We start from the raw sequence: 19,719 nt of genomic DNA on the forward strand, positions 1-19,719 counted from the left end.
TGTCACATACCTTCTCTAAGAGAGCGGGCAAGGACTTGCGCAAGACCCTTGTCACCAGCCACTCAAGAGGGAAAACCATGACCATGATCAAGCGGGGCTTTGCTGCCCTTGCCGCTGGCGCGCTCAGCACCGCGCTGGCGATGCCTGCCTTTGCAGAGCCGGTAAAATTCGATTTCTGGTTCGGCCTTTCGGGCGATCTCGCCCGCGTCGTCGACACGCTGTGCAAGAACTTCAACGCCTCGCAGACCGACTATGAAGTCGTCTGCACCAGCCAGGGCAACTACGACGCCACGCTGCAGAACACGATCGCCGCCTTCCGCGCCGGCAAGCAGCCTGCCGTCGTCCAGGTCTATGATGTCGGCACCGCCACCATGATGCTGTCGGGCGCCTACAAGCCCGCCGACAAGCTGATGGAAGAAAACGGCTACAAGATCGACTACGCCGACTATTTCCCCGGTATCGCGCGCTACTACGCGACGTCGAAGGGCGAAATGCTGTCCTTCCCGTTCAATTCCTCGACCGCGCTGCTGTACTGGAACAAGGACGCCTTCGCCAAGATCGGCAAAACCGAAGCGCCGAAGACCTGGGAAGATGTCGGCGCCGATCTCAAGGCGATGGAGGATGCCGGCTATGAATGCCCGATGGCCATCAATATCTCGGCCAACGAGAGCTGGCAGCTGATGGAGCAGTTCTCGGCCATCCACAATCAGCCGATCGCCACCAAGAACAACGGCTATGACGGCCTCGACGCGCGCCTGGAAGTCAACAAGACCAAATTCGTGCAGTACGTCACCGATCTCAAGAAATGGTATGATGCCGGCCTGATCAAGATCAAATCCAAGGACCTCGGCCAGGACATGGTCCAGGCCTTCGCCTCGGGCACCTGCCAGGTCATCATGACCTCGGTCGGCGACCACGGCACCGTCGGCAAGACGCATAAGGAAGGCATGAACTGGGATGTCGCCGAACTGCCGGTCTATGCCGGCACCGAGCGCAAGAATTCGCTCGTCGGCGGCGCTTCGCTTTGGGTTCTCTCCGGCAAGTCGGATGCGGAATACAAGGGCGCCGCGGCGTTCCTCAACTTCATCCACGATCCCAAGACCGCATTGTTCTGGTCGACCAACACCGGCTACATCCCGGTGACCAAGTCGGGCTTCGACTATATGAAGTCCAACGGCTTCTACGACAAGGCGCCCTACAAGGGACGTGAAACCGCCATCGCCAGCCTGACCGCTTCCGAGCCGACCGAAATCACCCGCGGTGTGCGCCTGGGCAACTTCACCCAGATCCGCGCCGAGTTCGGCACGCAGATGCAGGCGATCTTCGCCAACAAGGTCAGCGTCCAGGAAGGCCTCGACACGCTGGTCAAGAATGGCGACGCCATCCTCGACCGCTTCCAGCAGACCTATCCGGGCAAGACCCTGCCCTGATCGCTTGAATTTTCAGGCTGCCCGTCGACTCATGCTTCGGGTCGACGGGCAGTTGTTTCGCGTATTTAATGCAAACGTGACTGGCCGTTCAGCGGCATCGGCGGACCGATGGAAAAACGCGTCACCTTCAGCAGTTGGACAATCGGCATCCTTTTCGCGGTGCCGCAGCTCCTCCTGATCTTCACGTTCTTCTACTGGCCGGCCGGCCAGGCCGTGTACTGGTCGCTGACGCTGCAGCAGCCCTGGGGCGGCGGCAACATCTGGGTCGGGCTCGACAATTTCCGCTCGATCCTGGCCAACGCCGACTACTGGAATTCGATTACCGCCAGTCTTGTCTTTGCCGGCATCAGCACCGGGCTTGCGATGTTCATCGCGCTGGTGCTCGCCGCCCTGACCGATCGGCAGCTCGCCGGCTCGCGTCTCTATCGCGTGGTGCTGATCTGGCCCTACGGCATCGCCGCACCGGCGCTGGCGCTGGCGTTCCGCTTCATCCTGGCGCCGGAGGCGGGGTTCCTTTCCGCCATCAACCGGATGTGGCCGGGGATCTGGGATCCGGGTCTCGATGGCGCGGATGCCATGGCGTCGATTATCGTCGCCTTCTCCTGGAAATATGTCGGCTACAACTTCATCTTCTTCCTGGCCGCGTTCCAAGCCATACCCCGCTCGCTGATCGAGGCCGCCGCAATGGACGGTTCGGGCGTCATCAGGCGTTTCTGGGACATCCAGTTCCCGCTGATCACGCCGACGATCTTCTTCCTTTTGGTCATCAACATCACCGAAAGCTTCCAGGATTCCTTCGGCATCGTCGACATCATGACATCAGGCGGCCCGGCGAACGCGACCAATCTGATGGTCTACAAGATCTATTCCGACGGCTTCAAAGGTTTGGATTATTCGGGTGCCGCCGCGCAGAGCATCATCCTGATGCTGCTCATCATCGTGCTCACCATCTTCCAGTTCCGCTTCATCGAGCGGCGCGTGCATTACGGGTGAGGATGACATGGTAGAGCGCACCCCATTCCTCAATTTCTTCACGCATCTGATCCTGTTCGTCGGTTTTGTCTTCTGCGTCGCGCCGTTCGTGGTCGTCGCCATCGCCGCGTCGCACAATTTGAGGGATGTCAACGATGTGCCGATGTCGCTGCTGCCGGGCAGCGACTTCTGGGTCAACATCAAGACTGCGTGGGTGACGGCCGGTCTCGGCCCCAAGCTGCTCAACAGCTTCATCGTCGCCGGCGGCGTGGCGGCGGGCAAAGTGATCATTTCGGCGCTCACCGCCTTCTCGATCGTCTATTTCCGCTTTCCCGGCCGGATGTTCATCTTCTGGCTGATCTTCGTCACCCTGATGCTGCCGCTGGAAGTGCGCATCGTGCCGACCTACGCGGTCGTCGCCAATGTGCTGTCGCCCTATCAGGCCATTCTCGACGTGACAGGCTTGAGCTGGCTGATCGAGAAGCTGTCGGGCGTGCAGGTCTCGCTCAGCTTCGGGCTGCTCAATTCCTACCCCGGCCTGATACTGCCATTGGTCGCCACTGCCACCGGCACGTTCCTATACCGGCAGTTCTTCCTCACCGTGCCGGATGAACTGACCGAGGCCGCACGCATGGACGGTGCAGGGCCACTGCGTTTCTTCATCGATGTGCTTTTGCCGCTCTCACGCAACAACATGGCGGCGCTCGGCACCATCATGTTCCTGTGGGCCTGGAACCAGTATCTGTGGCCGCTGCTCATCACCACCGACCAGTCGCATGCGATGGCGGTCACCGAGCTCAAACAGCTGATCCCCAATGTCGGCGGCACTCCCGAATGGCACATTGCCATGGCCGGCACGCTGATCGTCATGCTGCCGCCACTGCTTGTCGTGGTGCTCATGCAACGCTGGATCGTGCGTGGCCTGATCGCCACCGAGAAATAACAGGAGACAAAAAATGGCCTCCATCACCATTCGCGGCGTCAAGAAGAATTACGCCAAGACGCAGGTCGTGCACGGCGTCGACCTCGACTTCGCCTCGGGCGAATTCGTCGTCATCCTGGGACCGTCGGGCTGCGGCAAGTCCACGCTGCTGCGCATGATCGCCGGGCTTGAGGACATTTCCGGCGGCACGATCGCCATCGACGGCACGGTAGTCAACAAGCTGGAACCACGCGAGCGCGGCTGCGCCATGGTGTTCCAGAACTACGCGCTTTACCCGCATATGAGCGTGGCACAGAACATCGGCTATTCGCTCAAGGTCGCCGGCGTTCCCTCGGCCGAGCGCACCCAGCGCATCCAGGCGGTCGCGCGTACGCTTGAGCTCGAACACCTGCTCGACCGCAAGCCGATGGCGCTTTCCGGCGGGCAAAGACAGCGCGTCGCCATGGGCCGCGCCATGATCCGCGAGCCGAAGGTGTTCCTGTTCGACGAGCCGCTGTCCAACCTCGATGCCAAACTGCGCGTGCAGATGCGCTCGGAAATCCGCAAGCTGCACCGCCGGCTGAACGCCACGTCCGTCTTCGTCACCCACGACCAGGTCGAGGCGATGACGCTCGCCGACCGGCTGGTGGTGATGAATGGCGGCCGGGTCGAGCAGGTTGGCACACCAGGTGAGATCTATACCCGGCCTGCCAGCCGCTTCGTCGCCACCTTCGTCGGCGCGCCGGCCATGAACATTCTCGAAGGCACGGTCGAACTCGACGGGCTGTCGCTGCTCGGCGGCAGCCGGCGCCTGGCCATGACACGCGCCGGCCTGCCGGTCGGCACCAAGGTCGCGATGGGCATCCGGCCGGAAGCCGTCCGCCTGGTGGCGCCGAACACGGCGGGCGCGCTCAATGCGACTGTCGACCTGGTCGAGGAACTGGGCGCGGGCCGGGTCATCTATGTCGATCTCGACGGCGCACCGTTTTCGGTGATGACGTCGGAGGCCATCCACGCCGAGCCCGGCAGCCCGGTCGGCCTGAAGTTTTCGCCGCAGGACATGCATTTCTTCTCGTCGGAAACGGGAAGCCGCCTCGATGTCTTCAAGGCGTCCGTACCCGAGCCGGCGCTCTGATTCTCAAGCCTCGCTGAGCAGTGGCCGATCTACTCGGCCGAATCCGAAAAACGCATCATCGCGTGATCTCGCCACTGCATGCCGGGCGCAGCGCCGTCGGGCCTTCAAGCGAACACATGCGCCTTGCCCGACACGGTGAGCCGCACGATCTCGCCGACCGCCGGCGCATCCATGCCGGATTTGCGCAGGATCAGCGGCGTGTTGCCGATCGCGGCCGCGTCCGGCGGATCGGCATTGTTCAGGAGCCGCACCGCGACCGTGCATGTCGCGCCGGCGAATTCCGATTCCGTCACCTCGCCGAACAGCATGTCGGGGGTGCCCGACATGCCCTCGCGCGATGTCCGTTTCAGCCCGATCTGCTCCGGCCGCAGCATGATGCGGGCGATATCGCGGCTGTCATTGGTGTCGACGGCGATGCGGCCGAGCGGCGAACTGGCGAAGCCGCCAGAGATGCTCGCCGGCAGGATGATGGCATCACCGAGGAACTCGGCGATCATCCTGTCCTTCGGCTTGAGGTAGAGATCGCGCGGCGTGCCGACCTGCGAGAATATGCCGTCGCGCATCACCGCCACCTGGGCAGCGAAGGACAGCGCCTCGGCCTGGTCATGCGTCACCAGGATGGTGGTGATGCCGGCCGCCTCCAGAAGTTCGGCAACCGCCTTGCGCATCGAGGCGCGCAGGCCGGTATCCAAGGCCGAGAACGGCTCGTCGAGCAGCATCAGCCTCGGCTTCATCGCCATGGCGCGGGCGAGCGCCACGCGCTGCTGCTGGCCGCCGGAGAGTTCGTGCGGGCGGCGCTTGAGGATCGCCTTGTCCAGCCCGACGATATAGGCGAGTTCGACGATACGCTCGGTGCGCTTGTCCTCGCTGCGGCCCAGGCCGAAACCGATATCTGTCCGCGATGGTCAGATGCGGGAACAGCGCGCCGTCCTGCGCCACCACACCGATGCCGCGGCGATGCGCCGGGACAGCGGCGCCGCCATTGGCCAGCACCTCACCGTCGAGCACGATGCGGCCCTGGTCAGGTGCCTCGAAGCCGGCGATCAGCCGCAGTAAGGTCGTCTTGCCGCAGCCGGAGGGGCCAACAATTGCGGTCCGGCTGCCGCTGGCGACATTGAGGTCGACGCCGGCCAGGGCTGCGACCGGGCCGTAATGCTTGTGCAGGCCGCTGATTTCGAGAAAGCTCATCGTCCAGCCATCCGTTTCGACTGGATATAGAGCAGCCAGGTCAGCGGCAGCGACATCGCCACCATGATGAAGGCGTAAGGCGCCGCCGAGGCGTAGTCGATCTCGCCGCTGTACGACCAGAACGCCATCGCCAGCGTGCGGGTGCCGTTCGGCGCCAGCATCTGGGTCGCGGTCAGTTCGTTCATGATGCCGAGCGCCACCAGCGCCATGCCGGCCGCGGCACCCGGCGCCGACAGGCGGATGGTCGTCGACCACAGCGCGTTGAGCGGACGCCGGCCAAGGCTGGACGCGGCGCGCTCAAGTTCGACCGGGGCCTGGGCGATCGAGGCGCGCAGGCTGACCAGGGCTCGCGGCAGGAACATGAGTGCATAGGCGACCAGGATGGTGAACAGCGTCTGATAGAGCGGCAGGGCAATGCGCACGGTGATGGTGACCAGCGCCAGTGCGATGACGACACCCGGTAGCGAGCCGACGATGTAGTTGCAACCCTCCAGCAGGCGCTGCAACGGTCCCGGCGCGCGGATCGAGATCCACGCCATCGGCATGGCGGCGACAGTGGCGAGCAGTGCTCCGGCGAGCGCCAGGAACAGCGTCTGGCCGAGCGCAAGGCCGATCTCGTCGAGACGCCAGACCTCGGCGCCGCCGGCGACGAGCCAGCGGCCGATGGTCGCGAATGGCACGCCAAGCGCCAGCAGCGTGGTGACGACAAGCAAGGCCAGGCTCGGAACGGTGGCGCGGCCGAGGTTTGTGCGTTGCTGGTAGCGCGCCGCGCCGGAGCCGACACGGGCATAACGCTCCTCGCCGCGCACCAGCACTTCGAGGCCCAGAAGGACGAAGCAGCAGGTCACCAGCACGCCGGCCAACATGTTGGCTGCCGGTCCGTTGAAGGTCGACTGGAACTGGTCGACGATCGCGGTGGTAAAGGTGTCGAAGCGGATGAAGACGTAGAGGCCGTATTCGGCGAGCAGATGCAGTCCGACCAGCAGCGAGCCGCCGCAGATGGCGAGCCTGAGCTGCGGCACCACGACACGCCAGAACACGCGCCAAGGCCCAAGGCCAAGGGCGGCGGCCGCGTCCTCCAGGGCCGGATCGAGACGGCGCAGCGCCGCCGATATGGGCAGATAGAGGAAGGGGAAATAGGCGATCACGGACACCAGCACGCCGGCCCACAGTCCGTGCAGCCCCGGCACCATGGTGATCCAGGCATAGGAGTGGACGAAGGCGGGAATGGCGAGCGGCGCCACGCACAGCCAGGCCCACAGCCTGGCGCCGGGCAGGTCGCTGCGCTCGGTCAGCCAGGCCAGTGCGACCGACAGCACGATGGCGATCGGCACGGCCAGCAGCTCCAGCAAGGTGGTGTTGACCAGCAGCTCGCCGACGCGCGGCCGGAAGACCAGTGCGGAGACAGTCTCCCAACCGGTCTGCACCGCGATCCAGATGATGAAGGCGAGCGGCACAAGGGCGAGCAGCGAGACGAGAACAGCGGCAGTGACAAGCCAGGGCGCCGCGCGCCGCTGCGGCCTTCTGCGCATCTTCGGCGGCAGGCCCGAGCGCGTGAGATCGACGGCGGACTGCATCAGGTCAGACGCCGTGCCGCTGCCGTCCAGCGGCAGCAATTGAAGAACCGCGATCGCGGTCAGGAACGCAGCGTGTCGTCATCGACGAATGCCATCTCGAAAACAAAACGCTCCCGCGGAAGTCCCGCGGGAGCACGGTCTGACGTCCTTATCAGGACGAACAGCAACTAAAGCAAGCCGGCTGCCGTCATCAGGTCGGTGACCTTCTTGGAGTTCAGCGTCGTGGGGTCGACCTTCGGTGCCTGCAGATCGACCAGCGGCACCAGCTTCGGGTTGGACCCGGCACCCTTGCCGACGGCGTATTCGAAGGAGTTTCCGTTCTTCAGCACGTCCTGGCCGCCCTTGCCGGTCACCCACTTCAGGAAGGCCTGGGCCTCCTTCGGATGCTTGCTCGAGGCGAGCACGCCGCCACCCGAGACCGAGACGAATGCGCCCGGATCCTGGTTCTTGAAATAGTGCAGCGCAACGTGCTTGCTGTTCTCGCCGGTCTTGGCCTGATCGCCAAAGTAGTAATAGTGGTAGATCACCCCGCCTTCGATCTCGCCGGCGTTGACCGCCTTCATCACGGTACTGTTGCCCTTGTAGGCGGTGAAGTTTGTCTTCATGGCCTTCAGCCAGTCCGCCGTGGCGGCCTCACCCTTGAGCTGCAGCAACGCGCTGACGATGGCCTGGAAATCGGCGCCCGAGGGCGAGGCCGCCCAACGGCCCTTCCAGCTCGGATCGGCGAGGTCGAGCAGCGACTTGGGCAACTGGTCGGCCTTGAGCTTGGTCGTGTTGTAGACAAAGACGGTGCTGCGCGCGGCCACGCCCACCCATTTGCCGCTGGCGGCCTGGTAGTCCTGCGGTACCTGGGCCAGCGTGTCTGCATCGACCGGCGCGAACAGGCCGGCATTCTCGACCAGCACCATGGCTGGCGAGTTTTCGGTCAGGAACACGTCGGCGGGCGAGGCGGCTCCTTCGGCGACGATCTGGTTGGAGAAGTCGCTGTCGCCGCCATTGCGCAGCGTGACCTTGATGCCGGTTTCCTTGGTGAAGCCTTCGGCCCATTCCTTGGCCAAGCTTTCGTGCTGGGCGTTGTAGACGATGATGCCGGCGTCCTCGGCCATCGCCGGACCGGCAGCCAGGCTGATTGCAAGTGCGGCGGCACCAGCAAGGGCGGAAAGGGTGAATTTCATGGCGTCATCCTCGATATCGTTGGTCTTTGCACGTTGCACCTATCGATACCTGACAGGCATAGTCAACATTGTTGGTCTGCTTCAATCGGTCGCTGAGGCGCAAAGGTCAACGCAAAGCGGACAATTCCATGTGATGGCGGTCTGAACCGACGGTTTCTCGCGAAACGGGATCGCAAGGCCTGTAAGGTGACCCGATATGCGGCGGCGCCTTCAGGAACCCGCAAACTTTCGTGACTTGCCCGTAGTTTGGCTTGGACATTATTTCGACGGCCACGTAACAAATCAGTGCCGAGACACGAAAATCGGGGGAGTGAACTCTTGTGAGCGGCAAGGACGAGGCCGAGCTTTCCCGGCTGTTGCGGGCCGCGATCGCGGGAGATGAAAGGGCCTACGCCGACTTTCTGCACCGGATTGCCGCGCTGGTGCGCGGTTTTGTCCGGCGCAAGATCGTGCAGGGCGGGGTCGATCCCGAGGATGTCGTGCAGGAAACCTTGCTGGCCATTCATGTGAAACGGCATACTTGGCGCCAGGACGCGCCGGTGCTGCCGTGGATCTATGCCATTGCCCGCTTCAAGCTGATCGATGCGTTCCGGCGGCGTGGACGACGCATCGAAATCGATGTCGACGATATCGCCGAGACCTTCGCCGAGCCGGAGACCGAAACCGTCAGCGAGCGCGACATCAACCGGGCCCTGGACGGGTTGCCGCCGGCGCAGCGCTCGGTGGTGTCGGCCGTATCGGTGGAAGGCCGCTCGATCGGCGAAACGGCAGCGAAGTTCGGCATCAGCGAGACGGCGGTGCGTGTGTCGCTGCATCGTGGGCTTGCCGCCATAGCCAAGCGATTCGGGCAGGGCCGATTTGGGCGGGAATGACATGAGGACCGAGGATCTCATCAAGGCGCTCGACGCCGATGCAAGCAGCAAGGCGATGCCATTGCGCTCGGCCTGGTGGCTGGCTGCCGGCGCGGCCATTGTCATCGCGGCAGTCGTTTTCCTGCTGACGATCGGCCCGCGCCCGGACTTCATGGTGGCCGCGCACACGATGCGCTTCCTCTCCAAGTTCGTTTTCACCATCGTGCTGGCCGTCAGCGCCTTCGCCCTGATCCGCGCTTTGTCAACGCCGGGGGCTTCGACACGTTGGGCGATGGCAGGGATGCTGGCCGCGCCCGTGCTGGTGGCCGTGGCGGTGGTGCTGGAACTCTTCATGGTGCCGGAGGCGTTGTGGGGCACGCGCATGGTCGGTTCCAACATGATGATCTGCATGGGCTTCATCCCGCTGATCGGCATCGGCCCGCTGGCCGTCTTCCTGTGGATGCTGCGCTATGGCGCGCCGACGCGGCCGGTGCTTGCCGGCGCGGTCGCGGGCCTGCTCGCCGGCGGGCTGGCGGCGACCTTCTATGCCGCGCATTGTTTCGACGATTCGCCGCTTTTCGTCGCCACCTGGTACACGATCGCGATCGCAGCGCTTGCCTTGCTTGGTGCGCTGGGCGGGCGGTTGTTCGTGCGCTGGTAGCAGGATACCGGCGGCTACACCCGCGAATACCGATCCTTAATCATGCCGGCAATTGTTTGCCGGTTGTCCATGTCACCAGTACCCCAGACGCAACCTTTCCTTAAAATCGATCCTTCAAGGTTTTAACGGGAAAAAGCGATTGCCCACGGGGGTGGCACGGATCGTGAGATTACCAGGACCCATCAGGCTCCACAAACATGCAGCGCCGGCGTTGCTTGTGGCTGGCCTCGCTGTTGCGGTGGCCTCGGTCATGCTGTCGCGGCTGGACCTTGGCGCCGAGGCACTCAGGCTCTGTCTTCAGATATCGGTCGCCATTGCGGGCGGCGCGCTTTTCCTCGCCGGGCTGTTTGTCGTTCGCATCTCCGCCGACCGGCGGCAGATCGCGCAAAGCGAGCAGCGCTTTCGCCGGGCCATGCAGGATTCGGCTATCGGCATCGCCATTGTCGGGCTGAACGGGCGTATACTCGAAACCAATCCGGCCTTCGCCTCGATGCTTGGCTACAGCAGCGAAGAGATCGAGGCGCTGACCTTTTTCCAGATCACCCATCCTGACGACCAGCATATCGGGCGGGAAACCATGGAGGGCATCAAAGCGGGCACGGTCAACGCCTTCCAGTTCGAAAAGCGTTACCTCAAGAAGGACGGCACAGCTGTCTGGGCGCATCTCGCCGGCTCCGTCATTCGCGACGAGAAAAACGGGCGCCCGCTCTATCTCGTCTCACAGATCGAGGACATCGACGCGCGCAAGCTGGCCGAGGCGCGCATTGCCGAAGCCGAAACGCGCTGGAATTTCGCGCTGGCCGGCGCCGGCCAGGGCGTCTGGGATCTTGACGTGCGCAAGGGCGGCACGACTTACTCGTCGACCTGGGTTAAGATGCTGGGTTATGCGGATGGCGAACTCGACGGCGATCCGGACCGCTGGCTGACCATGATCCATCCCGACGACCGCGAGACTGTCGCCGATGCGGATCGCGAGCATCTTGCCGGCAAGACGGAGTTTTTCGAGGCCGAGTTCAGGATGCGCCACAAGGATGGCCGCTGGGTCTGGATCCTCGACCGCGGCAAGGCCATCGAGCGCGACGGTGACGGGCGCCTGATCAGGGCCATCGGCAGCCTGACCGACATCACCCGGCGCAAGGAGGCCGAAGAGCGCCTGACCCTGTCGGCGGCAATGCTGGCCGACGAGAAGGAGCGGCTGAGGGTGACGCTGCAGTCGATCGGTGATGCCGTCATCTGCACCGATGCGGCCAACCGCGTCACCTTCATGAACCCGGTTGCCGAGAAGCTGACCGGCGTTTCCGGCGAGGCGGCGCTCGGCAAGACGCTCGGCCATGTCTATCTGGGCGGTTGACGAGGAGACAGGTCACAGGATCGGGGTGACGCGGCCGGCGATCGGCGCGGAGGCGCCCTCCGACCAGAACAGCCGCGCCGTGCTGATCCGCCGCGACGACACACGCTGCAGCATCCGCCAGGTCGTGTCGCCGATCATGAATGAGCGCCACGAATTCTGCGGGCTGGTCATCGTCTTCCAGGACTTCACCGACGCGCGCGCCCTGCAGCGCCAGCTTGCCCACGCCGCGGCGCATGATGCGCTGACCGGCCTTGCCAATCGCTCGAGCTTCATCCGCACCATGGAGGGATTGGTCGATCAGGCGCGCAAGGACGGCACGACGGCCGGGAGCGGCCATCAGTTCATGTTCATCGACCTCGACCATTTCAAACTGGTCAATGACACCGGTGGTCACGCCGCCGGCGACGCCTTGCTGAAGCGGGTCGCCGAGGCCGTGCGCGAAGTGCTTGGGCCCGAGGACATTGTCGCGCGGCTGGGTGGCGACGAATTCGCTGTCATCCTGAAATCGGGTTCGACCGCCGGTGCCAGGATCGCGGCGCGCTCCATCATCGATGCGATAGCCGGGCTGAACTTCACCTGGGACGGCCGGCCGCATGCGATCGGCGCCAGCATCGGCCTGGCGGCAATCTGCGCCAATTGCGGTGAAGTCGACGAGATCATCGCAAAGGCCGACGCCGCCTGCTATGCGGCCAAGGCCGCCGGCCGTGGGTGCGTTTCGGTGGCGCCGGATGACAGGATCACCGACGACAGGTCAGAACCGCCCGCGCCGCTTGCCGCCGCGTCCTAAGGGAAGGCCGGGCAGGGTCGTCCGGTTCAGCGCGTCGGAACGGGGTGCTCGCCGCGATAGTCGTAGAAACCGCGCCCGGTCTTGCGGCCGAGCCAGCCGGCCTCGACATACTTCACCAGCAACGGGCAGGGGCGGTACTTCGAATCCGACAGCCCGTCATGCAGCACCTGCATGATCGACAGGCAGGTGTCGAGGCCGATGAAGTCGGCCAGCTGCAGCGGTCCCATCGGATGGTTGGCGCCGAGCCGCATGGCGGTGTCGATGGCATCGACCGAGCCGACACCCTCATAGAGCGTGTAGATCGCCTCGTTGATCATCGGCAGCAGGATGCGGTTGACGATGAAGGCCGGGAAATCCTCCGAGACCGTGATCGTCTTGTCGAGCTGCTTCACATAGGTCTTCGCCGCTTCGAAGGTCTGGTCCTCGGTGGCGATGCCGCGCACCAGCTCGACCAGCTTCATCAGCGGTACCGGGTTCATGAAATGTATGCCGATGAAGCGCTCCGGCCGGTCGGTCTGCGCGGCAAGCCGGGTGATCGAGATCGACGAGGTGTTGGTCGCCAGTATGGCTTCGGGGTTGAGCTGCGGACAGAGCTGGGCGTAGATTTTGCGCTTGACCGTCTCGTCCTCGGTCGCTGCCTCGATCACCAGATCGGCGCCGGCAAGATCTGCCATCGCCGGTGCCGAGGCAATGCGCGCCATCGCCTGGTTGCGCAGCTTCTCGTCAAGCTTGCCGGAGCCCACCTGGCGGGCCATGTTGCCGCTGATGGTGGCGATGCCCTTCTCGATGCGGTCGGGCGATATGTCGTAGATCAGCACCTTGTAGCCCGAAAGCGCGGAGACATGGGCGATACCCCCGCCCATCTGGCCTGCGCCGATGATGCCGATCGTCTCGATCTTGCTCATTACACCGATCCCGTCCAAAGGCTTTTGCAGCCTGCTTTTTGTGCGGTGCAAACTAAAAGGGCGGGGCGACTTCGTCTACCCCACCCCAAGCATTTAATACGCTTTGGCAGAGAGCGTCAAAGCGCCTTCTGCAACTCCGGCAGAATGACGAAGAGATCGCCGACAAGACCATAGTCGGCGACCTGGAAGATCGGCGCCTCTTCGTCCTTGTTGATGGCGACGATAACCTTGGAATCCTTCATGCCGGCAAGGTGCTGAATGGCACCGGAGATGCCGACAGCGATGTAAAGATCGGGAGCGACGACCTTGCCGGTCTGGCCGACCTGCCAGTCGTTCGGCGCATAGCCGGCATCGACCGCCGCGCGGGACGCGCCAACGGCGGCACCGAGCTTGTCGGCGACCGGCAGGATGACCTCCTGGAATTTTTCCGAGGAGCCGAGGGCGCGGCCACCCGAAATGATGATCTTGGCCGAGGTCAGTTCCGGACGGTCAGTGTCCGACAGCTTGTTCTCGACGAAGGTGGAGAGGCCGGGATTGGCCGCCGCCTTGACGGTCTCGACAGCGGCCGAGCCGCCCTCGGGCGCTGCCTGGAAAGAGGCGGTGCGCACGGTGATGACCTTCTTGGCGTCGGTCGACTGCACGGTCTGGATGGCGTTGCCGGCATAGATCGGCCGCTTGAACGTGTCCGGCGAAACCACTTCGATGATCTCGGACACCTGCGCGACATCGAGCAGGGCCGCCACGCGCGGTGCGACGTTCTTGCCCGACGAGGTCGCCGGGGCGATGATGGTGTCGTAGCCGCCGGCGAGCGACACGACCAGTGCGGCCGTCGGTTCGGCGAGGCGCTCGGCGAGTTCGTCGGCTTCGGCCAGCAGCACCTTGCTGACGCCCTTGAGCTTGGCCGCGGCGTCGGCCGCACCCTTGGCGCCCTTGCCGGCCACCAGCACATGCACGTCCGAGCCTATCTGCAGGGCCGCCGAGAGCGCCTTGGCGGTCTGGTCGGAAAGGGTGGCGTTGTCGTGTTCTGCGATGAGGAGAATGGTCATTTTATCTGTTCCTTCCGATCTCAGAGCACGCCGGCTTCGTTCTTGAGCTTGTCGACCAGTTCGGCGACGCTCTTGACCTTGACGCCTGCCTTGCGGCCGCTTGGCTCTTCGGTCTTGATGACCTTGAGGCGCGGCTTGACGTCGGCGCCGTAGTCCGCCGGGGTCTTTTCGTCGAGCTGCTTCTTCTTGGCCTTCATGATGTTGGGCAGGGAGGCATAGCGCGGCTGGTTGAGGCGAAGATCGGCGGTGATGATCGCCGGCATCTTCAGCTCAACCGTCTGCAGGCCGCCGTCGACTTCGCGGGTTACCTTGGCCTTGTCGCCGTCGAGCACCACCTTGGAGGCAAACGTGCCTTGCGCCCAGCCGAGCAGGGCCGCCAGCATCTGGCCGGTTTGGTTCGAGTCGTCATCGATCGCCTGCTTGCCGAGGATGACGAGGCCGGGCTGTTCGGCATCGACGACACCCTTCAGTACCTTGGCAACACCGAGCGGCTCGGTCTGCTCGTCGGTCTTGACCAGGATGGCGCGGTCGGCGCCCATGGCGAGCGCGGTGCGCAAGGTTTCCTGCGCCTGCTGCGGGCCGATCGAGACGACGATGATTTCTTCGGCCTTGCCGGCTTCCTTCAGCCGGATCGCCTCTTCCACCGCGATCTCGTCGAACGGGTTCATCGCCATCTTGACGTTGGCGAGTTCCACCGCCGAACCATCAGCCTTCACGCGAACCTTGACGTTCGCATCCACAACCCGCTTCACGGGCACAAGGATCTTCATTTGCCTGTCACCTCTTCACGCTAGTTGGGCGCGCTATAACAGCTTGCGCCCCTTCTGAGTTGTCGAAAGCCGACATTCCTGACTGAATTCCGGCCAGACGGAATTCTGGCCGGATGGAAATTCTGGTCTTTGCCCGTCTTGGACTGCTCCTTAACAGCCTTGGGGCTCAGACGGAGACGTTTCCGTAGTTTGGCCAACCCCCGCCGTCAATACGCTGAAAGCGGCTCAAATCGGTTCAGTTTGTGCCAGAAGGGTTTCCCCGGCCCCAGCGCGTCGTGGTCGCCGGCGGTTCACGCGCCGCGGGTTCGGCAGCACCTGGCGGCTGGTCGGGAGCGGGAGCCTCGGTATCCTCGTCCGCGCCGGCAAAAAGCGGCACGCCGCGGCTGCGCAGGACCAGCACCAGCACGGCGCCGGCGATGATGCCGCCGATGTGGCACGCCCAGGAAATCTGGTCCTCGCCACCGGCGGCGAACATGAAGACCTGGAACAGCACCCACAGGATGAGCGGGATGAAGGCTGGAATACGCAAGGGGATGCGGGCAAAGGCCAGCACCCAGACCTTCACCCTGGGATAGAGGATCAGATAAGCAACGACCACGCCGGCGATGGCACCGGAGGCGCCGATCAGCGGCACCTGCGAATTCCACGCGACGAGGCCCTGGAAGGCGGCGCCGGCGATGGCGCACAGGAGATAGAAGATCAGGTAGCGGATGTGGCCGAGCGCGTCCTCGACATTGTCGCCGAACACCCACAGGAACAGCATGTTGCCGCCAAGGTGGAAGATATCGGCGTGCAGGAAGGAATAGGTGAGGTAGCTCAGGCTTTCCGGGATGATGACAAAGCGCGGGTCGAGTTCGGCCGTGTCGTGAACGACGGACGGAATGAAACCAAGGCCAAGCACCGCCGCATTGGTGAAGTTCTCGCCGCCGAGTGCCGTGGCGCAATAGACCAGCGCGTTGGCCACGATCAGGCCGATCGTCACATATTGCAGCCGGATATGACGCAGCCTGTTGGTGTCGTAAAGCGGGATGAACATGCGTGCCTGGCCCCCTCCCGCTTTATGGTCCGTTCAGCGGTTCTTGCCGGGAACCCATAGCACGTCGGCATTTCCATTGTCATTGACCGCCCGGGCGGCGACAAACAGGAAATCCGAGACGCGGTTGATGTATTTCAGCCCGTCGCGGTTGACGTGCTCGCCAGGGTCTTGCGCCAGCGCCACCATCAGCCGTTCGGCCCGCCGCGCCACGGTGCGGGCGAGATGAAGCGCCGCCGCAGCCGGCGTGCCGCCGTTGAGCACGAAGGATTTGAGCGGCTGCAGATCCTTGTTGAGAAGATCGATGTCCTTTTCGACGCGGTCGGTCTGCGTCGCCACGATGCGCAGCGGCTCGTAGCCAAGCGGCTTGCCGTCGTCGGGTACGGCAAGGTCGGCGCCGAGGTCGAAGAGATCGTTCTGGATACGCGACAGCATGGCATCGATCGCCGGGTGGCTAGCTACTGTGTGAACCCGCGCGATGCCGATGCAGGCATTGGCTTCGTCGACCGTGCCGTAGGCCTCCACCCGCAGATCGGATTTCAGCCGCCGCTCACCGGTGCCGAGACCCGTCGTGCCGTCATCGCCGGTGCGGGTGTAGATCTTGTTGAGCTTGACCACGTCGTCTCCCCCGCTGCCGATACCCTCACTTGCGGGTGAAATACACCGCCAGCAGAATCAGCACCAGCGCCACGGCCTGCAGCATGACGCGCGCCTGCATCAGCTTGTTCGAGGTGACGCCGGAACCGCCGCGCATCATGTTGATGAGGCCACGGATCAGCACGATCACCACGGCGGCCATGACCAGAATGGCGAGGATGTTGAAGACGGTTGCCATTGTTGCGTTTCCAGTTGTTTCGCGCTCAGGCGCGTTTGGCCATCAGGCGGTAGAGTGTCGATGCCGGCAGGACGCGTTTGAGGGCGGCGCCGATCTTAGCCGGCACTGTTACCACATAGTGCGGGCGCGGGCGCCGCGACAGAAGTGCATGGCGCAGAACCTTGTGGACCACTTCCGGCCCAGGCTTCAGCGCCGACTGGCTGCCGCCGGCGCGCAGTCGCTCTAATTGCGCCGCATAGTCCGCGCTGTGCACGGAATTCTCGATGTCGATGTTTTTCAGGAACCAGGGCAGGCCATTGCTGGCGATCTTCGATTTCACCGGCCCTGGTTCGATCAGCGAAACATGGACGCCGCTGCCTTGCAGTTCCTGGCGCTGGCAGAGCATCAGGGCCTCGAGCGCATGTTTGGATGCCGAATAGGCGCCGCGAAAGCGCACCGGCACGAGACCGAGGATCGACGAGCAATGGACGATACGGCCACAGCCCTGGCGGCGCATCACCGGCACGAGACGGCTGGTCAGGTTGTGCCAGCCGAAGAAATTGACCTCGAACTGTTCCTTCAGCGCGGCCGCCGACAGGTCCTCGACCGCGCCGGCCTGGGCGTAGGCGCCGTTGTTGAAGAGCGCGTCCAGCCGGCCGCCGGTGCGGTCGAGCACTGAAGTCACCAAGGCAGCGATCGAGTCCGGTTCGCTGTAATCGAGGTAGAAGGCCTCGATGCCGTCGCTTTCGAGGGCGGCGATGTCCTCCGGCTTGCGCGCCGTGGCGAACACCCGCCAGCCTTCCGCCTTGAGTGCCCGGGCGCAATATGCACCTATGCCGGACGAGGCGCCGGTGACGATGATGGTGCGCAATTCCTGCGCTGTCGGACTCGTGGTTTCGCCAAGGGTTGCCATTTGCCGCATTCACTTCCCATATTCGCGGCGTCGAGACAATCGAAGGGGACGCGGGTTCTTGTTGCGGAATATTGTCGCCCTGCGCCGCGTGCTCTACGACGCGCTCGGCCATTTCAACACCGATGACGGCTGGGCGATGGCCAGCCATCTGGCGATCACCTCGCTGATGGCGCTGTTTCCGTTCCTGATCTTCGCCACGACACTGGGCAGCTTCCTCGGCGCGCAGGCCTTTGCCGACACGGCCGTGCATCTGGTCTTCGACACCTGGCCGGATCAGATCGCCAAGCCGATCGCGCATGAAGTGCTGAACGTGCTGACCGTCAGGCGTACCGACCTGTTGACCTACGGCGTGCTGCTTGCCGCCTACTTTGCCTCGAACGGCATCGAGGCGCTGCGCACGTCGCTCAACCGCGCCTATCGCGTCACCGAGACGCGTGGGATCATCTATCGCCGCGTGCAGAGCCTGTTCTTCGTGCTGATCGCGACGGCCGGGTTCCTGGCGATCAGCGTGCTTCTGGTGTTCGCGCCTCTGCTGGCGCGACTGGCGGAAGCCCATTTCGAGTGGATAAAGCCCTATACCGGCACGATCACGCTGTGGCGCTACGTCATCGCCTCAGCCGTCATCATCGGTGGGCTGTTTTCGGTGCACTACTGGCTGCCGGCCGGCAAGCGCCGCTTCGTCTCGCTGGTGCCGGGCATCGTCTTCACGCTGGCGGCATGGCTCATCGGCTCGACGATGTTCGCCACCTATCTCGATCATTTCTCGTCATATGTGACGACCTATGCAGGGCTGGCCTCGATCATGATCGCGGTGGTCTTCCTCTACATCGTCTCGGCGATCTTCATCCTCGGCGGCGAGCTCAATGCCGCCATCAGCCGTTATCTGGAGGCGCGGGCGCGGGTTGGATGAGTCGATACCGGCCGGAATGAGGAATTAGGAACTGGAGAATTGAAGAATTGAAGAATTGAAGATTGGCCATATCTGGCACTGTGTGCTTCTTCCTCAATTCCTCAATTCCTCAATTCCTCAATTCCTCAATTCCTCAATTCCTCAATTCCTCAATTCCTCAATTCCTCAATTCCTCAATTCCTCAATTCCTCAATTCCTCAATTCCTCAATTCCTCAATTCCTCAATTCCTCAATTCTCCAGTTCTCTTCAATCCCTCAGTTCTTCCCTTGGCCGGCCGCGCCGTCGCCAGGCCAACACCGAAGGTGGTGATCGCGATGCCGACAATCTGCAGCGCGTTGAGCTGTTCGTTGAACAGAGCCCAGGCGATGATCGCCGTTACCGCCGGCACCAGGTAGAACAGCGAGGCAACTTTCGACATTTCGCCGTCGCGGATCATCACCATCAACAGGAAGATGGCGCCGAGCGACAGCACCAGCACCAGCCAGGCCATGGCGAAGATCAGTTCGCCGTTGATGACGACCGTGTGTGTCTCGAAGGCAAGCGCGGCCAGGATCATCAGCGAGGCGCCGCCGACATATTGCCACATGGTCGCCGCCACGAGGTCGCCGCCGGAAGCAAAGCGCTTCTGCCAGATGGTGCCGGCGCTCATGCCGAGCACCGAGACCAGCGAGGCGGTCAGCGTCGCCGCCGTCACGCCGCCACCGAGCGCGCCGAGTTTTGGCCACAGCACGATGACGATGCCGATCAGGCCGATGCCAAGGCCAAGCCAATGGCGCGGCAAGATCGCCTCGCCAAGGAACTTGCCGGCAAGCACCGCGGTGATCAGCGGCTGCAGGCCGACGATCAGGGCCGAAAACCCGGCCGGCATGCCCCTGTGGATGGCCCAGAAGACGGCGCCGAGATAGACGCCATGCATCAGCACGCCGGCGCCGGTGGCGTGCAGCGCCTCCTTGCGGGTGGCACGTTTCGAACCCAACAGGGGCATCAGGGCAGCCAGCAGGATCGCCGCTATGACGAAGCGCGCGGCGAGGAAGGTGAACGGCTCCGCCCACGGCATGGCGTAGCGGGCGCCGATAAAGCCGGTCGCCCACAGGACGACGAAGGTGGCGGGGATGAACCGCTTGATGCTCTGCATTTTCCGGAGACCGTACGCTGGTGAGAAACTGACCGTGGCGCTGCTCTAGTCCCGTTCAACCCGGCGTGCAAAACGAAACGATTGATCCATGCATCACGGAATTTCAATTGGCGGTGCGCCCGACGTCCGGTTCTCCCGACCTC

General features: G+C 63.6%; 20 protein-coding genes and 2 pseudogenes. 9 read left to right on the top strand and 13 right to left on the bottom strand.

The window, feature by feature from the left end; genetic code table 11:
• The first annotated feature begins 77 nt into the window (after positions 1-77).
• The 4 genes from AC0V8S_RS09060 (at position 78) to AC0V8S_RS09075 (ending at position 4,459) form a co-directional block, all read left to right on the top strand.
• Positions 78-1,430 carry an extracellular solute-binding protein gene (locus AC0V8S_RS09060; protein ID WP_475437466.1) on the top strand — a complete coding sequence of 451 codons (1,353 nt, stop codon included), beginning with the start codon at positions 78-80 and terminating at the stop codon, positions 1,428-1,430.
• A 108-nt stretch (positions 1,431-1,538) separates the two neighbouring features.
• On the top strand, positions 1,539-2,423 hold the full coding sequence (locus AC0V8S_RS09065; RefSeq protein WP_183463478.1) for a carbohydrate ABC transporter permease: 885 nt from the start codon (positions 1,539-1,541) through the stop codon (positions 2,421-2,423).
• Positions 2,424-2,430: 7 nt separating this feature from the next.
• Positions 2,431-3,345 (top strand): ABC transporter permease subunit, encoded by a 915-nt coding sequence (locus AC0V8S_RS09070; RefSeq protein ID WP_475437467.1) that lies wholly within the window; start codon positions 2,431-2,433, stop codon positions 3,343-3,345.
• A 13-nt stretch (positions 3,346-3,358) separates the two neighbouring features.
• Positions 3,359-4,459, top strand: a complete 1,101-nt coding sequence (locus tag AC0V8S_RS09075; RefSeq protein ID WP_183463473.1) for a sn-glycerol-3-phosphate import ATP-binding protein UgpC — start codon at positions 3,359-3,361, stop codon at positions 4,457-4,459.
• 104 nt (positions 4,460-4,563) lie between these two features.
• Here AC0V8S_RS09075 and AC0V8S_RS09080 read toward each other — a convergent pair whose 3' ends face one another.
• From AC0V8S_RS09080 to AC0V8S_RS09100, 5 genes and pseudogenes are all read right to left on the bottom strand, one after another.
• Entirely contained in the window at positions 4,564-5,217 is a 654-nt protein-coding gene (locus AC0V8S_RS09080; RefSeq protein WP_475438773.1) for an ATP-binding cassette domain-containing protein, read from the bottom strand.
• Positions 5,218-5,349: pseudogene (locus AC0V8S_RS09085) on the bottom strand (ABC transporter ATP-binding protein); the annotation flags it as partial.
• A gap of 1 nt (position 5,350) precedes the next feature.
• Positions 5,351-5,647, bottom strand: a pseudogene (locus AC0V8S_RS09090) (ATP-binding cassette domain-containing protein); the annotation flags it as partial.
• Positions 5,644-7,224, bottom strand: a complete 1,581-nt coding sequence (locus AC0V8S_RS09095) for an ABC transporter permease (protein WP_475438593.1) — start codon at positions 7,222-7,224, stop codon at positions 5,644-5,646. The pseudogene AC0V8S_RS09090 and the gene AC0V8S_RS09095, both read right to left, overlap by 4 nt.
• A 167-nt stretch (positions 7,225-7,391) precedes the next feature.
• On the bottom strand, positions 7,392-8,399 hold the full coding sequence (locus AC0V8S_RS09100) for an iron ABC transporter substrate-binding protein (RefSeq protein ID WP_475437468.1): 1,008 nt from the start codon (positions 8,397-8,399) through the stop codon (positions 7,392-7,394).
• A gap of 320 nt (positions 8,400-8,719) precedes the next feature.
• On the opposite strand from AC0V8S_RS09100, the gene AC0V8S_RS09105 reads away from it, so the two are divergent.
• From AC0V8S_RS09105 to AC0V8S_RS09120, 4 genes are all read left to right on the top strand, one after another.
• Positions 8,720-9,271 carry a sigma-70 family RNA polymerase sigma factor gene (locus tag AC0V8S_RS09105; protein ID WP_095199684.1) on the top strand — a complete coding sequence of 184 codons (552 nt, stop codon included), beginning with the start codon at positions 8,720-8,722 and terminating at the stop codon, positions 9,269-9,271.
• 1 nt (position 9,272) lies between these two features.
• On the top strand, positions 9,273-9,911 hold the full coding sequence (locus AC0V8S_RS09110; protein WP_183463465.1) for an NrsF family protein: 639 nt from the start codon (positions 9,273-9,275) through the stop codon (positions 9,909-9,911).
• A gap of 217 nt (positions 9,912-10,128) precedes the next feature.
• The gene (locus AC0V8S_RS09115) at positions 10,129-11,262 is read left to right on the top strand and encodes a PAS domain S-box protein (protein ID WP_475437469.1); all 1,134 of its coding nucleotides are present in this window, start codon (positions 10,129-10,131) and stop codon (positions 11,260-11,262) included.
• Positions 11,243-12,049 carry a diguanylate cyclase domain-containing protein gene (locus AC0V8S_RS09120; RefSeq protein ID WP_475437470.1) on the top strand — a complete coding sequence of 269 codons (807 nt, stop codon included), beginning with the start codon at positions 11,243-11,245 and terminating at the stop codon, positions 12,047-12,049. The genes AC0V8S_RS09115 and AC0V8S_RS09120 overlap by 20 nt, the downstream gene beginning before the upstream one ends.
• 26 nt (positions 12,050-12,075) lie before the next feature.
• Here the strand turns inward: AC0V8S_RS09120 and AC0V8S_RS09125 are convergent, their stop codons facing one another.
• The 7 genes from AC0V8S_RS09125 to AC0V8S_RS09155 form a co-directional block, all read right to left on the bottom strand.
• Entirely contained in the window at positions 12,076-12,954 is an 879-nt protein-coding gene (locus tag AC0V8S_RS09125; protein ID WP_013892834.1) for a 3-hydroxybutyryl-CoA dehydrogenase, read from the bottom strand.
• Between the two features lie 116 nt (positions 12,955-13,070).
• Entirely contained in the window at positions 13,071-14,000 is a 930-nt protein-coding gene (locus AC0V8S_RS09130) for an electron transfer flavoprotein subunit alpha/FixB family protein (RefSeq protein ID WP_258589155.1), read from the bottom strand.
• 20 nt (positions 14,001-14,020) lie between these two features.
• Positions 14,021-14,770 carry an electron transfer flavoprotein subunit beta/FixA family protein gene (locus AC0V8S_RS09135; RefSeq protein ID WP_183459547.1) on the bottom strand — a complete coding sequence of 250 codons (750 nt, stop codon included), beginning with the start codon at positions 14,768-14,770 and terminating at the stop codon, positions 14,021-14,023.
• Positions 14,771-15,005: 235 nt separating this feature from the next.
• A complete protein-coding gene (locus AC0V8S_RS09140) occupies positions 15,006-15,806 on the bottom strand; it encodes a rhomboid family intramembrane serine protease (RefSeq protein WP_475437471.1) in 801 nt (266 codons plus the stop codon).
• 33 nt (positions 15,807-15,839) lie between these two features.
• Positions 15,840-16,421: a cob(I)yrinic acid a,c-diamide adenosyltransferase gene (locus tag AC0V8S_RS09145; RefSeq protein ID WP_183463459.1), complete on the bottom strand. Its 582-nt coding sequence runs from the start codon at positions 16,419-16,421 to the stop codon at positions 15,840-15,842.
• Between the two features lie 25 nt (positions 16,422-16,446).
• Positions 16,447-16,638, bottom strand: coding sequence for a twin transmembrane helix small protein (locus AC0V8S_RS09150; RefSeq protein WP_027031242.1), 192 nt, complete (start codon positions 16,636-16,638; stop codon positions 16,447-16,449).
• Between the two features lie 25 nt (positions 16,639-16,663).
• The gene (locus AC0V8S_RS09155) at positions 16,664-17,530 is read right to left on the bottom strand and encodes an SDR family oxidoreductase (protein WP_475437472.1); all 867 of its coding nucleotides are present in this window, start codon (positions 17,528-17,530) and stop codon (positions 16,664-16,666) included.
• Positions 17,531-17,588: 58 nt separating this feature from the next.
• On the opposite strand from AC0V8S_RS09155, the gene AC0V8S_RS09160 reads away from it, so the two are divergent.
• The gene (locus tag AC0V8S_RS09160) at positions 17,589-18,440 is read left to right on the top strand and encodes a YihY/virulence factor BrkB family protein (protein ID WP_095199676.1); all 852 of its coding nucleotides are present in this window, start codon (positions 17,589-17,591) and stop codon (positions 18,438-18,440) included.
• Positions 18,441-18,661: 221 nt separating this feature from the next.
• Here AC0V8S_RS09160 and AC0V8S_RS09165 read toward each other — a convergent pair whose 3' ends face one another.
• Positions 18,662-19,576: a DMT family transporter gene (locus AC0V8S_RS09165; RefSeq protein ID WP_475437473.1), complete on the bottom strand. Its 915-nt coding sequence runs from the start codon at positions 19,574-19,576 to the stop codon at positions 18,662-18,664.
• Positions 19,577-19,719: the final 143 nt, after the last annotated feature.

Source organism: Mesorhizobium oxytropidicola (assembly GCF_056174625.1).

Coding starts and splice junctions, on each gene's coding strand:
- AC0V8S_RS09130 (WP_258589155.1), bottom strand. CDS start 14,000: ATGACCATTCTCCTCATCGCAGAACACGACAACGCCACCCTTTCCGAC.
- AC0V8S_RS09155 (WP_475437472.1), bottom strand. CDS start 17,530: ATGGCAACCCTTGGCGAAACCACGAGTCCGACAGCGCAGGAATTGCGC.
- AC0V8S_RS09100 (WP_475437468.1), bottom strand. CDS start 8,399: ATGAAATTCACCCTTTCCGCCCTTGCTGGTGCCGCCGCACTTGCAATC.
- AC0V8S_RS09135 (WP_183459547.1), bottom strand. CDS start 14,770: ATGAAGATCCTTGTGCCCGTGAAGCGGGTTGTGGATGCGAACGTCAAG.
- AC0V8S_RS09095 (WP_475438593.1), bottom strand. CDS start 7,224: ATGCAGTCCGCCGTCGATCTCACGCGCTCGGGCCTGCCGCCGAAGATG.
- AC0V8S_RS09165 (WP_475437473.1), bottom strand. CDS start 19,576: ATGCAGAGCATCAAGCGGTTCATCCCCGCCACCTTCGTCGTCCTGTGG.
- AC0V8S_RS09125 (WP_013892834.1), bottom strand. CDS start 12,954: ATGAGCAAGATCGAGACGATCGGCATCATCGGCGCAGGCCAGATGGGC.
- AC0V8S_RS09075 (WP_183463473.1), top strand. CDS start 3,359: ATGGCCTCCATCACCATTCGCGGCGTCAAGAAGAATTACGCCAAGACG.
- AC0V8S_RS09110 (WP_183463465.1), top strand. CDS start 9,273: ATGAGGACCGAGGATCTCATCAAGGCGCTCGACGCCGATGCAAGCAGC.
- AC0V8S_RS09060 (WP_475437466.1), top strand. CDS start 78: ATGACCATGATCAAGCGGGGCTTTGCTGCCCTTGCCGCTGGCGCGCTC.
- AC0V8S_RS09065 (WP_183463478.1), top strand. CDS start 1,539: ATGGAAAAACGCGTCACCTTCAGCAGTTGGACAATCGGCATCCTTTTC.
- AC0V8S_RS09070 (WP_475437467.1), top strand. CDS start 2,431: ATGGTAGAGCGCACCCCATTCCTCAATTTCTTCACGCATCTGATCCTG.
- AC0V8S_RS09150 (WP_027031242.1), bottom strand. CDS start 16,638: ATGGCAACCGTCTTCAACATCCTCGCCATTCTGGTCATGGCCGCCGTG.
- AC0V8S_RS09120 (WP_475437470.1), top strand. CDS start 11,243: ATGTCTATCTGGGCGGTTGACGAGGAGACAGGTCACAGGATCGGGGTG.
- AC0V8S_RS09140 (WP_475437471.1), bottom strand. CDS start 15,806: ATGTTCATCCCGCTTTACGACACCAACAGGCTGCGTCATATCCGGCTG.